The 14,726-nt window shown below is 64.9% G+C and carries 14 protein-coding genes; 7 read left to right on the top strand and 7 right to left on the bottom strand.

Going from position 1 to position 14,726, the window contains the following annotated elements; all coding sequences use genetic code 11:
- Positions 1 to 21 precede the first annotated feature (21 nt).
- The 4 genes from B2527_RS01975 to B2527_RS01960 are packed head-to-tail and all read right to left on the bottom strand — an operon-like array spanning position 22 to position 4,755.
- Entirely contained in the window at positions 22 to 1,152 is a 1,131-nt protein-coding gene (locus B2527_RS01975; protein ID WP_293705872.1) for a two-component system sensor histidine kinase NtrB, read from the bottom strand.
- On the bottom strand, positions 1,145 to 2,971 hold the full coding sequence (locus B2527_RS01970) for a DUF4105 domain-containing protein (RefSeq protein ID WP_293705871.1): 1,827 nt from the start codon (positions 2,969 to 2,971) through the stop codon (positions 1,145 to 1,147). Before B2527_RS01970 ends, B2527_RS01975 begins: the two co-directional genes overlap by 8 nt.
- Positions 2,972 to 3,015: 44 nt before the next feature.
- Positions 3,016 to 3,315, bottom strand: coding sequence for a DUF2388 domain-containing protein (locus B2527_RS01965; protein ID WP_293705870.1), 300 nt, complete (start codon positions 3,313 to 3,315; stop codon positions 3,016 to 3,018).
- A gap of 51 nt (positions 3,316 to 3,366) precedes the next feature.
- Positions 3,367 to 4,755 carry an FAD-binding oxidoreductase gene (locus B2527_RS01960; protein WP_293705869.1) on the bottom strand — a complete coding sequence of 463 codons (1,389 nt, stop codon included), beginning with the start codon at positions 4,753 to 4,755 and terminating at the stop codon, positions 3,367 to 3,369.
- Between the two features lie 204 nt (positions 4,756 to 4,959).
- On the opposite strand from B2527_RS01960, the gene serA reads away from it, so the two are divergent.
- On the top strand, positions 4,960 to 6,201 hold the full coding sequence (gene serA, locus B2527_RS01955; protein WP_293705868.1) for a phosphoglycerate dehydrogenase: 1,242 nt from the start codon (positions 4,960 to 4,962) through the stop codon (positions 6,199 to 6,201).
- 235 nt (positions 6,202 to 6,436) lie between these two features.
- Here serA and B2527_RS01950 read toward each other — a convergent pair whose 3' ends face one another.
- The gene (locus tag B2527_RS01950) at positions 6,437 to 6,988 is read right to left on the bottom strand and encodes an NUDIX hydrolase (protein ID WP_293705867.1); all 552 of its coding nucleotides are present in this window, start codon (positions 6,986 to 6,988) and stop codon (positions 6,437 to 6,439) included.
- A 186-nt stretch (positions 6,989 to 7,174) separates the two neighbouring features.
- On the opposite strand from B2527_RS01950, the gene B2527_RS01945 reads away from it, so the two are divergent.
- The 6 genes from B2527_RS01945 to B2527_RS01920 all read left to right on the top strand — a co-directional run bounded on the left by B2527_RS01945 (position 7,175) and on the right by B2527_RS01920 (position 13,211).
- Positions 7,175 to 8,650, top strand: coding sequence for an amino acid permease (locus B2527_RS01945; protein ID WP_293705866.1), 1,476 nt, complete (start codon positions 7,175 to 7,177; stop codon positions 8,648 to 8,650).
- A gap of 77 nt (positions 8,651 to 8,727) precedes the next feature.
- Positions 8,728 to 10,173 (top strand): amino acid permease, encoded by a 1,446-nt coding sequence (locus B2527_RS01940; protein ID WP_293705865.1) that lies wholly within the window; start codon positions 8,728 to 8,730, stop codon positions 10,171 to 10,173.
- A 258-nt stretch (positions 10,174 to 10,431) separates the two neighbouring features.
- A complete protein-coding gene (locus B2527_RS01935) occupies positions 10,432 to 11,079 on the top strand; it encodes a methylthioribulose 1-phosphate dehydratase (RefSeq protein ID WP_293705864.1) in 648 nt (215 codons plus the stop codon).
- 29 nt (positions 11,080 to 11,108) lie between these two features.
- Positions 11,109 to 11,663 carry a 1,2-dihydroxy-3-keto-5-methylthiopentene dioxygenase gene (locus tag B2527_RS01930; protein WP_293705863.1) on the top strand — a complete coding sequence of 185 codons (555 nt, stop codon included), beginning with the start codon at positions 11,109 to 11,111 and terminating at the stop codon, positions 11,661 to 11,663.
- A gap of 147 nt (positions 11,664 to 11,810) precedes the next feature.
- The gene (gene mtnC, locus B2527_RS01925; RefSeq protein ID WP_293705862.1) at positions 11,811 to 12,509 is read left to right on the top strand and encodes an acireductone synthase; all 699 of its coding nucleotides are present in this window, start codon (positions 11,811 to 11,813) and stop codon (positions 12,507 to 12,509) included.
- 192 nt (positions 12,510 to 12,701) lie between these two features.
- Positions 12,702 to 13,211, top strand: coding sequence for an MgtC/SapB family protein (locus B2527_RS01920; RefSeq protein WP_293705861.1), 510 nt, complete (start codon positions 12,702 to 12,704; stop codon positions 13,209 to 13,211).
- 114 nt (positions 13,212 to 13,325) lie between these two features.
- On the opposite strand, the gene B2527_RS01915 is transcribed toward B2527_RS01920, so the two are convergent.
- Together B2527_RS01915 and B2527_RS01910 are read right to left on the bottom strand one after the other, a co-directional pair.
- Positions 13,326 to 14,486 carry a metallophosphoesterase gene (locus tag B2527_RS01915; protein ID WP_293705860.1) on the bottom strand — a complete coding sequence of 387 codons (1,161 nt, stop codon included), beginning with the start codon at positions 14,484 to 14,486 and terminating at the stop codon, positions 13,326 to 13,328.
- Positions 14,486 to 14,726 (bottom strand): hypothetical protein (locus B2527_RS01910; protein WP_293705859.1); only part of this gene is annotated, 241 nt, incomplete at its 5' end. The genes B2527_RS01910 and B2527_RS01915, both read right to left, overlap by 1 nt.

Below are 14,726 nucleotides of genomic sequence, written 5' to 3'. Positions count from 1 at the left end.
GCCAACGGCGCCCTTTCTTCTTCATGCCGTTGCGTGTGCCACCGGGAAGCACAACGAGATGGCCGCGCCACCCAGTGCCGACGTACCAATGATGGCGGTGCCGCCTGACTGCGCCGCAAAGCCGTAGACCTGACTCAGGCCCAGGCCGCTGCCGTCGCCCACCCCCTTGGTGGTGAAGAACGGCTCGAACACGCTGTCCTGGATCTCGGCCTGGATGCCCGGCCCGCTGTCACCCACGGTGATGCAGACGAATGGTGCCTCCTCGCCATGGCCATTGGGCACCAGCATGGTCTGCTGGCGCGCCTCCAGCACCACCCTGCCCACCCCGTGCATGGCATCACGGCTGTTGCTGAGCAGGTTGAGCAGCGCCGCCTCCAACTGGCCCACGTCCACCGAGATCGGCGGAAGGTCCTTTTCCAACTCGACAGCGAGCTGGATGGTCTGCCCGCAGACACGGCGGTACAGCTCCAATGACCCGTACACCAGGTCATGCACATGGCTGCGCTGCGGCACCAGCGTCTGCCCACGGCCAAAAGCCAGCATCTGCCGGGTCAGCTGGGTGCCCCGCTCCACCGCACGGTGGGCGATATCCATGATGCGGCGCGCGCTTTCGTCGCCGGTACGCCGCGCGGCCAGCATGTCCAGGCTGTTGCCGATCACCGACAGCAGATTGTTGAAGTCGTGCGACAGCCCCAGGGTCAACTTGCCGACCGCATCCAGGCGCTGCGCACGCAGGGCGATTTCCTGCGCCTCGCGCACCCGCTTCTGGGTCTGGAAGTACTCGCTGATGTCACGCACCATCACCAGCACCTGCGGCCGCTGCGCGGTGCCTACCTGTTCCAGCATCAGCGTGGCGCGGAAACGGGTGCCGTCCTTGCGCACCATCGGCAGGCCCATTTCCTCGAAATGTTGTTCCAGCGCGCGTTCAAGCACCTGCCGGTCGGTGCCACGGCCGGCATCGGCGGCACTGAACAGACAGGCAAAGCCCTTGCCGCACAGTTCGTCGCGGCTGTAGCCAAAAATGGGCTCCACCCCTGCATTGCAGGCGTTTATCTGCCCATCCCCATCCAATCCAAGGATCGCGCAGGAGCGCAACTGCATCACCCCCTGCGCCAACGCCCCCTCAGTCGCCCCCCGCTGTGGGTCAGCCATCGTGCTCAACCGTTTTCTCCTTGAAACCATCCCGAGCCGCTGCAGAAACAGCGGCCGACTCCGCTGGTTGCGTACCGTACCGCAAACGCAGGCCGTGGCGCAGGCTTTCAAGGTTTGCCTCCAGGTCCGCCAATTCGGCCTGCTGGGCCGGCGACAGCAGCGCGACCGCCGCCTGGCGCAAGGCCTGCCACTGGCCGACAGCGGCCTGAGCACCGTCGGCCACCTGCGCCTGCAGCGCACCGCGTTCGGCCAAAGACGGCAAACCGTAGCCGGGCAGCGGCAGGCTTCCGGGCGCCAGCAGTGCACCGGCCCGGGCCATCAGCGCGTCGAACTGCTGCCGCTGTGCGGCGCCCGCCTTCGGTGACAACAACTGCCGCTTGAGGGCATCACGGGCCAGTAGTTCCTGGCGCCGCCAGGCTGCCTGCTCCAATACCAGCAGCGCGGCCAGCGCCTTGCCATCAGCGGCCGCGAACCAGCGCCGCCGCTGTGCCGCAGGCAGCGCCAACCATTGATCGGAGGTCTGCACCGGCAGCGCCAGCGCCGTGCGCGCAACAGCGAACACCGCTGCATGGTGGGCGGCCGCCGATTCGAAGTAGTAGCCCTCGCGGATGGCCTGTGCCCGATGCGACGGCGCGGCGCTGCTCAGCTCCTGGCTGCGCAGGCGCGCCAGCAGGCCGGTAGGGGTGATCGATGCCAGCGGCTTCTCGCCAAAACGCGGCACCCCGTCATGCAGCAGCTTCCATGTCTCCACCGCGCAGTTGTTGCTGATGAAGTAGTAACGGCCGTCGTAAGCCCAATGCAGCTGTGCTGCCTGCTGCAACAAGGCCTGTATCTCTTCAGGCTGCAGCGCCAGTGGGGTGGATGAAACCGGGCGCAGCTCGACCTTGGTGTACTCGTCGATCACGCGGTTCAGCGGCAGCACATACAGCCGCGAGGGGTAGGAGCCGGTGAGTCCGCGCAGGCTGGATATCTGCACATCGCCGACAAAGGCGCGGAAAGACAGCACCAGGTGGTGCTGCAGGTCCATCCGGCAAGCCGGCCCCCGCACTCGTCCAGGCGCGCAGATCACCAACCGCAGCATGCTGTGGCCCCACCGGCTCATCAGCTGGTTGTTGCCCTCGGCCAGCAGATAGTCCACCTGATAGACACGCCCCGGGTCCACACCAACCAGGGCGATGCTGCCTGCCTGCTCGTCGGCCTGCATCAACGGCAGGGTCTGCGTGCAAGCCGCCGGCACTGCCCCTGGCACACTGCCCAGCTGCATCTGCATCCACGCATGCAAGGCAGGGCGCCGGCAGCGATAGTCCGGGTCCAGCAGGTAGTGTTCAAGATTCACCGCGAAGAACTCCGCGGGGCTGTGCAGCTCGTACAGATCGGGGCTGCGCAGACTATTGCGGTTACGGCTGCGCCCCGGCAGCAGTGGCCGTTGCTGCCAGCCGGCCAGGTCCAGGAAGCGCGCCTGCCGTGACCATCGGCCCTGCGCAGAACGATCCAGCGCGTGGGCGATTTCATGAATCAGGGCCGCCCGCGCGTGCTGCCAGGCAGCGTCGTCCTGCTGCAGCAACGGTGCCAGCAGACGCCGATCCAGCCCAAGCCTGCGCCCGGTCGCGCGGCCCTGCACATGCGCAGGCAGGTCCTGCCGCCAGCGCAGCTGCAGGGGGGCCGGCGCCGCCTGCTGCATCCGCGCCGGCAGGCGCGCAAGCACATCGTCCATCAACTGCAGCGTTGCCTGCCGTTCGGCGGCACTCAGCTCTGGGTCTGTCAGTTCAACCTGCAGCGGCACCTGCGCCGAGGCGGTGGCCGCAGCCACAGCAAACACGCATGACGCCAACCACCGCCAGCGCGGCGGCCGGCTGCCGGCCATCACAGGGCCAGGATCTTCCGTGCCAGGACCAGGTCGCTGGCGTCGCGGGCGGCAGCATCGCGCTCACGCAGCTGGATGAACGCCGCTTCCAGCCAGGCACCACGAATGACGCCCTCGCTGGCGACAAAATTGGCCGCATCATCACGCGCGTCCAGCAGTACCTTGTCATCACCGGACGAGCTGCCCGAGGAGTTGGAGGAAGCCCCGCTGGCCGAGCCTGCCGAACTACCGGCAAAACTGGAGGCGAACACCGACATCGGCAGGGCAAGCAACGCGCAGAACAGGATCGGGCGAATCATCGTCAGGTCAACATCGGATAAAGAAGGAGGCAAAGAGTAGCGGGCCCACGCTCACAGGTCGAATACCTTGCCCGGATTCAGCAGACCGTTGTGGTCGAAGACACGCTTGACCCCGCGCATCAAGGCCACCTCGGCATCGCTGCGGGTGCTGGCCAGGTAGGCCTTCTTGACCAGCCCGATGCCATGCTCGGCCGAAATGCTGCCGTCAAAGCGGTGCAGCACCTGCGCCAGCAGCTTGGTCACGTGCTCGCACTGGCTGAGGAACTCGGCATCGCTGGTGTCGTCGGGCTTGAGCACATTGATATGCAGGTTGCCGTCACCGATATGGCCGAACCAGACCACCTCGAAATGCGGGTAGGCGCCATTGATCAGCGCCTGGGTTTCAGCCAGGAACGCCGGCATCGCCGATATCCGCACCGACACATCATTCTTATATGGCTTGTAGCGCGCCACCGACTCGGTGATGCCTTCGCGCAGGCGCCATAGCTGCTGTGCCTGTGCTTCGCTGGTGCTGATCACACCATCCAGCACCCAGCCCTGCTCCATGCAGTACTCGAATGCCGCCAGCGCGGCGGCTTCGCCGGCCTCGTCGGCGGAGGCGTATTCGGTCACCACGTAGTAAGGGTGGATGTCCTCGAACGGATACTGCGCGCCATGCGCGGTGACGTGCTTGACCGCCAGATCGGTGAAGAACTCGAAGGCCTCCAGCTGCAGCCGCTCGCGGAACGCGGCAAACACCTGCATCAGCACTTCGAAGGACGGCAACGCCAGCACCATCACATTGGTGGCCGGCGGCGGGTCGGTCAGGCGCACGGTGGCCTCGACCACGATGCCCAGCGTGCCTTCCGAGCCAATCATCAGCTGGCGGAAGTCGTAACCACTGGAATTCTTGATCAGGCCCTTGTTGAGCTCGAGCACTTCGCCATTGCCGGTAACCACCTTGAGCCCGGCAATCCATTCACGCGTATTGCCGTAACGGATCACGCGGATGCCGCCGGCATTGGTGGCGATATTGCCACCGATCGAACACGAACCGCGCGCGGCGAAATCCACCGGATAGATCAGCCCATGTTCCCTGGCCGCGTTGTGCAGCGCTTCCAGCGGCATGCCGGCCTGCACCACCAGGGTGCGGTCCACCGCATCGAACGCCAGCGCCTTGTTCATGCGCTCCAGGCTCAACACCAGCTCGCCATTGGCAGCCACGGCGCCGCCGGACAAGCCGGTACGACCGCCGGACGGCACCACGGCCACCTTGTGCGCGTTGGCCCAGCGCATCACCGCCTGTACATCTTCCACACTGCCCGGCAGGGCGATGGCCAGCGGCGCCGGCGTCCAGCGCCGGGTCCAATCGCGGCCGTAGTGCTCCAGGTCGCCAGCGTCGGTCTTCAGACGCAGCTCGGGGCAGGACTGCAACAGGGTTTCCAGGCGCGGATCGGTCATGGCGGTGTTTCGGCGGCGTGAAAGCCGCCAAGCGTGACAGCCCGGCCGCGTGCCGTCCAGTGTCCGTAGTGAGGCCTCACGCGCGCCGTGGATTTCATATGAAACCTTTTGCCATCAAGGCCTTGCCGCGTTGCGCAGCGCACAAATCGGCGCGCCGTTCTGGCATAGTTGGCGACCTACCCACCTTTCGCCGCCGTCCACGACATGTCGCCCAAGAAGACCTCGTTCCCGAAGCAGGACATCCGCGTTTTGTTGCTTGAGGGGGTCAGCCAGACCGCCGTGGACGTCTTCAAGGCGGCCGGTTACTCGCAGATCGAGCTGTACAGCAAGTCACTGCCGGAAGAGGAGTTGAAGGCGCGCATCGCCGAAGCCCACATCGTCGGCATCCGCTCGCGCACCCACCTCAGCGCCGAGGTACTGGCGCATGCCAAGCGCCTGATCGCGGTGGGCTGCTTCTGCATCGGCACCAACCAGGTTGACCTGGAAGCGGCCGAACTGGCCGGCATCCCGGTCTTCAATGCGCCCTACTCCAACACCCGTTCGGTGGCCGAGCTGGTGATTGCCGAGGCGATCATGCTGACCCGTGGCATCCCGCAGAAGAATGCCGAATGCCACCGCGGCGGCTGGTCCAAGTCGGCTGCGGGCAGCCATGAAGTCCGCGGCAAGACGCTGGGCATCATTGGCTACGGCCACATCGGCACCCAGGTCGGTGTACTGGCCGAGGCACTGGGTATGCATGTGATCTTCCACGACATCGAAACCAAGCTGTCGCTGGGCAATGCGCACCCGGCCATCAGCCTGGACGACCTGCTGGCGCGCTCGGACGTGGTCACCCTGCACGTGCCGGAAAACGGCTCCACGCAGTGGATGATCGGTGCCGAGCAATTGAGCAAGATGAAGAAGGGCGCGCACCTGATCAATGCAGCGCGCGGCACCGTTGTCGATATCGACGCGCTGGATGCAGCGCTGCGCTCGGGCCACCTGGGCGGCGCCGCGGTGGACGTGTTCCCGGTTGAACCCAAGGGCAATGGCGACCTGTTCGAATCCCCGCTGTCAGCGCATGACAACGTGATCCTGACCCCCCACGTGGGCGGCTCCACCCTGGAAGCGCAGGAGAACATCGGCGTGGAAGTGGCCGCCAAGCTGGTGCGCTACAGCGACAACGGCTCCACCCTGTCGGCAGTCAACTTCCCGGAAGTGACCCTGCCCGAACACGAGCAGAGCCTGCGCCTGCTGCACATCCACCGGAATGTGCCGGGCGTGCTGTCCAAGATCAACGAGATCTTCTCGCGTCACAACCTGAACATCGATGGCCAGTTCCTGCGCACCGACCCCAAGGTCGGCTACGTGGTGATCGACATCAGCGCCACCGAGGAACAGGCCGCGGCCATCCGCGAGGAACTGGCAGCGATCCAGGGCACCCTGCGCACCCGCATCCTGTACTGAAGGTAGTGCCGAGCCATGCTCGGCAGCGCCCTTCCCGGCACAACCAATGTAGTGCCGAGCCATGCTCGGCATGCGGCTATCCAGGCACACAACAGCAAGATCACCCCTCCCCAACCCTCCCCTTCGCTGCGCGAAAGGGAGGGAGCCGAAATGCCGGGCCATGCTCGACAGGGCTTTCCCGCAACACAAACAGACGCGGAAAAATCACACCGAGCCTGACGGTCTTCCGCCGCGCCTACCCTCCGCGCTGCATCCAGCGCATGGCCATGCGGCGCAGCGATTCATCGCTGTCCCCGGCAATCTCGGCCACCGGCCGCCACGCCAGCTCCAACGACTCCTCACTGACCACAAACCGCTCATCGGCAGCGGCCACCACCAAGTAGCGCACGTCGTAATGCCAATGCCCCGGCACGTCCTTGCGCTCAGGGATCCAATGCTTGTCCAGATCAAAGATTGCCGTTGACGCCAGTACCAGCCCCTGCAGGCCCGACTCTTCCTCGGCCTCGCGCAGGGCCACCGCCGCCAGATCATGGTCACCGTCGGCATGTCCGCCCAGCTGCAACCAGCGCTGCAGCTTGCGGTGGTGGGTTAGCAAAGCCCGTTCGCCATCGGCACTGACCAACCAGGCACTGCCGGTGAAGTGGCCGGCCAGCCGTTCACGGGTGAAGGGGTCCACCCCACCCTCCTCAAGCAGGGTCAGGAACTCATGCGCTACCGCGTCATGGTCCCGATGTACCCGGGAGTAATCCGTAAGCGCCTGTCGCAACTGCCGATCCGCCGCAAGCATGACTGTAAGCACATCCCATCATTTCGATCCGGCAGCCATTATCGCTGTCGATGTTGCAGTTGCGCTTGTCGAGTTTCGCCACCTTTGGCAAGGTAGGGTGGTTGCCGACCGTTCAGCTTGCGGCGCAACAAAAACGGTCCCGCCGCCCCGGCGCGCGGGCCATCAAACAGTTTGGGAACCAGCGCAATGCTTAAAACTCTGTTGAGGGTCAAACCGGTCGAACCGGCTGCACATGTCGATGCCGGTGAACCGGTCGAAGGCAGCCTGCAAGGCGAAGCCACGCTCAAGCGGACCCTCACAGCCAAGCATCTGATCCTGCTGGGCATGGGCGCAGTCATCGGCGCCGGCATCTTCGTGGTGACCGGCCAGGCTGCGGCCAACCATGCCGGGCCCGCGATCATGCTGTCCTTCGTGCTGGCTGGCCTGGCCTGCGCCTTCGCCGGCCTGTGCTATGCCGAGTTCGCGGCAATGATGCCGGTTTCCGGCAGTGCCTATTCCTATTCGTACGCCACCATGGGCGAAGGCGTGGCCTGGTTCATCGGCTGGTGCCTGGTGCTGGAATACCTGTTTGCTTCGGCATCGGTGGCGGTGGGCTGGTCGGCTTACCTGATCAGCTTCCTCACCACCACCTTGAACCTGCCCTTCCCCGACGCACTTACCGCTGCCCCCATCGCCTGGCAGGACGGTCATTTCATCTCTTCGGGCAAGCTGTTCAACCTGCCTGCGGTACTGATAGTGGCCGCCATCACCGGCCTGCTATACGTCGGCGTCACCCAGTCCACCTTCGTCAATGCCGTCATCGTCGCCATCAAGGTGGCGGTGATCTGCCTGTTCGTCGGTTTTGGCGCCATGTACATCGACCCGGCCAACTGGACCCCGTTCATTCCTGCCAATACCGGCACCTTCGGTGAGTTCGGCTGGAGTGGCGTGCTGCGCGCGGCGTCCATCGTGTTCTTCGCCTATATCGGCTTCGACGCGGTCTCCACCGCTGCCGGCGAAACCAAGGACCCGCAGCGCAACATGCCGATCGGGCTGTTGGGCTCACTGGCGGTCTGCACCCTGATCTACATCATCGTGTGCGCCGTGCTCACCGGCCTGCTGCCCTACCACCTGCTGGGTACCGACAAGCCGGTGGCCACCGCACTGAGCCCCTACGCCAACCTGGCCTGGCTCAAGACCTGGGTGGAAATCGGTGCCATCGCCGGCCTTTCCTCGGTGGTGCTGGTGATGATGATGGGCCAGACCCGCATCGCCTACACCATCTCCCGCGATGGCCTTTTGCCGCCGTTGTTCGGCAGGGTCCACGCCAAGTACCGCACGCCTTATATCAGCACCATCATCGTCGGCGTCCTGGCGGCAACCCTGGCCGGCCTGGTACCGCTGAACGTGCTGGGTGAACTGGTCGCCATGGGCACCTTGCTGGCCTTCGCCACCGTCTGCATCGGCATCCTGGTACTGCGCCGGACCAAGCCGGATATCAACCGGCCGTTCCGCGTACCGGCGGTATGGCTGGTCGCACCGCTGGGCGCGCTGATCTGCCTTGGCCTGTTTGCCATGGCCTTCGCCGCGCACTGGCTGGTATTCGTGCTGTGGACCCTGCTCGGCCTGTGTATCTACTTCGGCTACGGCATCCGCCACAGCAAGCTCAACCAGCACCGCTGACCAACCACCCCGACCGGCGCCTTGTGCGCCGGTTTTCGCGCAGCACCAACGCGCACCGACGAGCGAAGACCCGAAACATGTTCAAGCAACTCTGGGCCACAAAACACCCACACGCCGCACACCAGGAAGCCAACGGGCTGAGCCTGCGCCGCACACTGGGCCCTTGGGGTCTGACCGCGCTGGGCATCGGTGCGGTGATCGGCGGCGGCATCTTCGTCATCACCGGCCAGGCCGCAGCCAACCATGCCGGCCCGGCCATCATGCTGTCCTTCGTGCTGGCAGCCGTGTGCTGCGCCTTCTGCGCCCTGGCCTATGCAGAGTTCGCCTCGATGGTGCCGGTCTCCGGCAGTGCCTACACCTACACCTACGCCACCTTCGGCGAGCTGTCGGCCTGGTTCATCGGCTGGATGCTGGTGCTGGAGTACGGTGTTTCGGCGTCGGCGGTAGCGGTCAGCTGGACCGGCTACTTCCTCAGCTTCCTCAACCACTTCGACATCCACCTGCCGGCGGCACTGGTCAATGCACCGCTGGATGCGCAGCTCAAGCCCACCGGTGCCATCGCCAACATTCCGGCGGCGATCCTGGTGCTGTTGCTGACCTGGCTGTGCTACGTGGGCATCAGCAAGTCCTCGGCAATGAACATGGCCATGGTGGTACTGAAGACGGGCCTGATCATCCTGGTGATCATTGCCGGCTGGAAGTACGTGGACACCAGCAACTGGACCCCGTTCATCCCCGCCAACGAAGGCCCAGGCAAATACGGCTTCGAAGGCGTGCTGCGCGGCGCGGCCATGGTGTTCTTCGCCTACATCGGCTTCGAGGCGGTGTCGGTGGCGGCGCAGGAATCGCACCGCCCGCAACGCGACCTGCCGATCGGCATGCTGCTGTCGCTGGTCATCTGCACCGTGCTGTACATCGGCATGGCGGCAGTCATGACCGGCCTGGTGCCCTACCAGTTGCTGGGCACCGCCGAGCCGGTAGTCACCGCGGTTGCCGCCCACCCGCAGCTCGACTGGCTGCGCATCATCGTCGAAATCGGCGCACTGATCGGCCTGGCCTCGGTGGTACTGGTGATGGTGATCGGCCAGCCGCGCATCTTCATGATCATGGGCCGCGATGGCCTGCTGCCGCCGGTGTTCACCAAGATCCACCCCAAGTACCGCACGCCGCATATCAACACCGTGATCACCGGCATCGGCATCGCCCTGCTGGCGGCGCTGTTCCCGCTGGACATCCTGGGCGAGCTGACCTCGATGGGCACGCTGATCGCCTTTGCCGCAGTCTGCGCCGGCGTGTTGGTCCTGCGCCGCACCCAGCCGGACCTGCCGCGTCCGTTCCGCATCCCGATGGCCTGGCTGATCTGCAGCCTGGGCGTGCTCAGCTGCATCGGCCTGCTGACCGCGATGACCCTGCACAACTGGATGCTGATGGGCATCTGGACGGTGACCGGCTTCGTCATCTACTTCCTGTACGGCATGCGCCACAGCAAGCTGAACGCCGAGAACAAGGCCAAGCGCAGCTGAGTTGCCTGCAGTGAAGGAAGCCAAAGCCCGGGAGCGATCCCGGGCTTTTTCGTTACCGGGCTATCCGCATCACCCGTAGCCCGGGTAAGCGAAGCGCACCTGGGAGTTGGGTGACAGGCATCCTCGAAAGGCCCCGGGTGCGCTTTCGCTTACCCGGGCTACGGGCCGGGGTTAGCCGTTTCCGGCATATTCCATGCCAATATCAGCTCCATCCGGATAGATGCATGAACCTTGGGGCGTTCTTAGTAGAATGGCGGCATGAACGCGCCTACTGTCCCCTACGACGCCCAGCGACTGAGCGAACTGGCCCAGCTGCTGATCGACAACATCCGTGAACTGGCCCAGGCCGGCTGGACGCCTGCCACCAGCAGCAACTTCTCGCACCGGCTGGACGACAACCATGCGGCCATCACCGTGTCCGGCAAGGACAAGGGCCGCTTGATCGAAAGCGACATCATGGTGGTGGATTTTGACGGCAAGGCCGTTGGCCGCCCCCTGCGCCCGTCCGCCGAGACTCTGTTGCACACCCAGCTCTACGCTCGCTTCCCGGAAGTCGGCTGCGTGCTGCATACGCATTCGCCGGTGCAGACCATCGCCTCGCGCCTGTATGGCAGCGACGGCCATATCCGCCTGGAAGGCTATGAGCTGCTCAAGGCCCTGCACGGCAACGCCACCCACGAAACCGCGGTCGACCTGAAGGTGTTCCCGAACACCCAGGACATGGACGTGCTGGCCGCCCAGGTCGAGGCCGAGCTCGACAAGGGGCCGATGTGGGGCTACCTGATCGACGGCCATGGCCTCTACGCCTGGGGCCGCGACATGGCCGAAGCCCGCCGCCACCTGGAAGCCTTCGAGTTCCTGCTGCATTGTGAGTTGGAACTGCGCCGCCTGCGCGGCCACGCCTGATCTTCTCCCTTACTACGTCGAGTCCCCCAATGAGCCGACTGCGCATTTTCAACGACACCGCCCCGGACGCACCGCTGCTGGACAGCCGCGACGGCACCGTCATCGCCGCCGAACTGAAGAAGATCGGCGTCACCTTTGAACGTTGGCAGGCCAAGCACCCGGTGGCCCCGGGGGCCAGCCAGGAAGAAGTGTTCACCGCCTACCGCGAGGACATTGATCGGCTGGTGGCCGAGCATGGCTTCAAGAGCGTGGACGTGGCCTCGATCGCCCCGGACAACCCGGCGCGCGCCGAGATCCGCAAGAAGTTCCTCGACGAGCATTACCACAAGGAAGACGAAGTGCGTTTCTTCGTCGCCGGCTCGGGCCTGTTTACCCTGCACGTGGACGACAAGGTCTATGAGGTGGAATGCGTCAAGGACGACCTGATCGCCGTCCCCGACCGCGTCAACCACTGGTTCGACATGGGCGAAGAACCCAGCTTTGCCGCCATCCGTTTCTTCACCGAGCCGGACGGTTGGGTCGGCCACTTCACCGGCACCGACATCGCCCAGCGCTTCCCGCGCTACGAGCCCAGCGCGGCATAAGCCGCTGCTTCGCTTGAGCCCCTGCTCTGCTTGAGCCCCTCCCCGCCAGAGCGGGAGAGGGGTTGGGGTAAGGGCAGCTCTACGCTGTTCAAGCCTCAAACCAACCGCACAACGCGCGAGCAAGAATGCCGCGCAGGACCCGAAAGCATGACCATCAAAGCCATCCTCACCGACATCGAGGGCACCACCTCCAGCATCTCCTTCGTTAAGGAAGTGCTGTTCCCGTACGCCCGCAATGCCCTGCCCGGCTTCGTCCAGGCCCACGGTAATGAGCCGCAGGTCCGCCAGTGGCTGGACGCGGTGGCCACTGAAATCTCGGCCAGCGCCTGCCAGGACGACGTCATCGTCGAAACCCTGCAGGGCTGGATCGACCAGGACCGCAAGCACACCGCGCTCAAGGCTTTGCAAGGCATGCTGTGGGACAGCGGCTACCGCAACGGCGACTACACCGCCCACCTGTACCCGGAAGTCGCTGACGTGCTGCGCGGCTGGAAGGCCAGCGGCTTGCCGCTGTATGTGTACTCCTCCGGCTCGGTGCCGGCGCAGAAGCTGTTCTTCGGCTTCAGCGATGCCGGTGACCTCAACGGCCTGTTCTCCGGCAACTTCGACACCGAAGTCGGCGGCAAGCGCGAGGCCGCCAGCTACGCGCACATCGCCAAGGCCATCAACATTGCCCCGGCCGAGATCCTGTTCCTGTCCGACGTGGTCGAAGAACTGGACGCCGCCCGCGAAGCCGGCCTGCAGACCGTGCTGGTCGACCGTCTCAGCGATTACCCGCAGCCGCGCACCGGCGAAGCCACCCACGGCCACACCCGGGTCGAACGCTTCGACCAGATAGCGCTTTGATTGCCTGATCCACACCCACAAAGATGGCCCCTCACGGGGCCGTTTTTTTTTGCGGGGCCCACCGGACACCCCGAATGGAAAACCTCGCTTTTCACACCGGCAGCACATCGGCATCACCACCGGTAAAGCAAACCCTGCGCACGATCAGCACTCCATCGCCAGCCCTGCCACCACAACCCAGGACGCCCTCGCATGAGCATCACCGAAGAAGTCGGACAGGCGCTGGCCGCCGAATTTGCCATTCCCGATGTGGGCACACTGACCGTCATCGTCTCGCGGCTGGCCACCGCCATCGTGCTCGGCGGACTGCTGGGCCTGGAGCGCGAGCGCAAAGGGCGCGCCGCCGGCTTGAAGACCCATATCCTGGTCTCGGTAGGTTCGGCGCTGTTCGTACTTGCACCCTTGCAAATGGGCATTTCGGGCGCCGATGTCACCCGCGTGATGCAGGGCATCGTCTCCGGCATCGGCTTCCTCGGCGCTGGTGCCATCCTCAAGCTCGACAATGAAGAGCGCATCCAGGGCCTGACCACCGCGGCCGGTATCTGGATGACGGCCGCCATCGGCATGGCCGCCGGCATGGGCATGGAAATGGTGGCCTTCATTACCACGCTCGCGGCGCTGGCGGTGGTGAGTGCGCTACCAAAACTGATGCCGGACAAACGCAGGAACCCAGAGGGCAGCGACGCCGATCTCGACACCTGACAGGTCGCCACAACGGCGCCTTCTGCCGGAGCGGCGCAAGCAGCGAGGCTCACGCACCATCAGATGGCAGGGCTTCCACGGCGTTGGGCAACGTCAGTGTCGCGGCTTACAGCACTACTTCAAGGCAGGACTACGCAACACCAGCACATCGATGCGGGAGGACACCCCAAGACGTGCGGTGAAACCATCCCATTGGCCCACCCCGTTGCTGACGAACAAAACCATGTCGCCCACGCGGTACTGGCCACGCACATAGCCATGGTTGAACGGGGCCACCACCCAGCGGTCGAATCCCCACATATGGCCGCCGTGGGTATGCCCGGAAACCTGCAGGTCGAACGCACCGGTCGCCGCTGCCGCGCGCGCCTGTTTGGGCTGATGCGCCAACAGCACATGCACATCGGCGCCACTGCCGCCGGCCACCACCGCCGGCATGTCCGGTGCCAGCCCACCGTGCATGTACGAGCTCGGCTTCAGCGCCGCGAGGTCGCCGATACCCGAGACCGCCAGCCTGCGGCCGTTGATTGTCAACAGCGCGGTCTGGTTTTCCAGCACACCCAGGCCCATCTGCCGGAAATGCGCCATCCAGGCACTGTAGTCGTAGTAGTACTCGTGGTTACCTGGTGCCAACCAGACGCCGTAAGGCGCCTTGAGCTGCGCGAGCGGCGCGGCGAAACGACCGCTGTCGTCCAGACCACCGTCGGCCATGTCGCCAGGCAATACGATCATGTCGGGTTTGGCCGCCAAGGTCGCATCCACGATGCGCTGCGTGCGCCAGCTGCGCTTGACCGGGCTGATATGCAGATCCGCCAGCACTGCCATGCGCAGGCCGTCCATCTCCCTGGGCAGGTGGGGGACGATCAGCTCGCGCTCATGCACCTGCGGTGGCTTGAGTCCGTTGTAGATGCCCAGCGTCGCCAGCAGCACGATCACGATGGCAGCACCGTGATTGAGGCCGGCGCCATGCCACAGCGTCGCCAAGCGGGAAGTGCGTGGCAACAGGCGCGACAGCAGCCAGCCGACCCCGCGCACCACCACGAACACCAGTACCAGCATATACATCACCAGCACCCAGCCAAACACCAGCTGGATCCAGGCCTCGACCGAATAGCTGAAGATATCCAGCCGCCATAGCGTCGCAAAGCCCAGGCCTATCAGGGCCAGCACCAGGCTGATGCCGGTACGCCAACGGCGTTGGCAGGTGGACAGGGGTTTGACCGGCCACCAGAACAGGATGGCCAGCAGCGGCAGGAGCAGCGATACGATAAAAGTCATCAGCGGTACGCGGTGGATGAGCGAAGCAGGCCCGCGATCAGACCGCCAACAGGCTCGGAAAATTCCCCTGCACTTTGCCATGCCGGGGCTGCCCAGCGCAGGATTGCCATTGGAACACTACGTAACTCCAACCTGCTGCATGTAGTGCCGAGCCATGCTCGGCAGGGGCTTTCCCGGTCAACCCAAGGAAGAACCGGCAATGCCGTCTGCATCAGGTCCGGGACATTGTCGGCAAGGCCA

It is taken from the genome of Stenotrophomonas sp. UBA7606, from assembly GCF_002477705.1.
Taxonomy (GTDB): domain Bacteria; phylum Pseudomonadota; class Gammaproteobacteria; order Xanthomonadales; family Xanthomonadaceae; genus Stenotrophomonas.
This window is presented reverse-complemented; position numbering and strand designations above follow the sequence as displayed.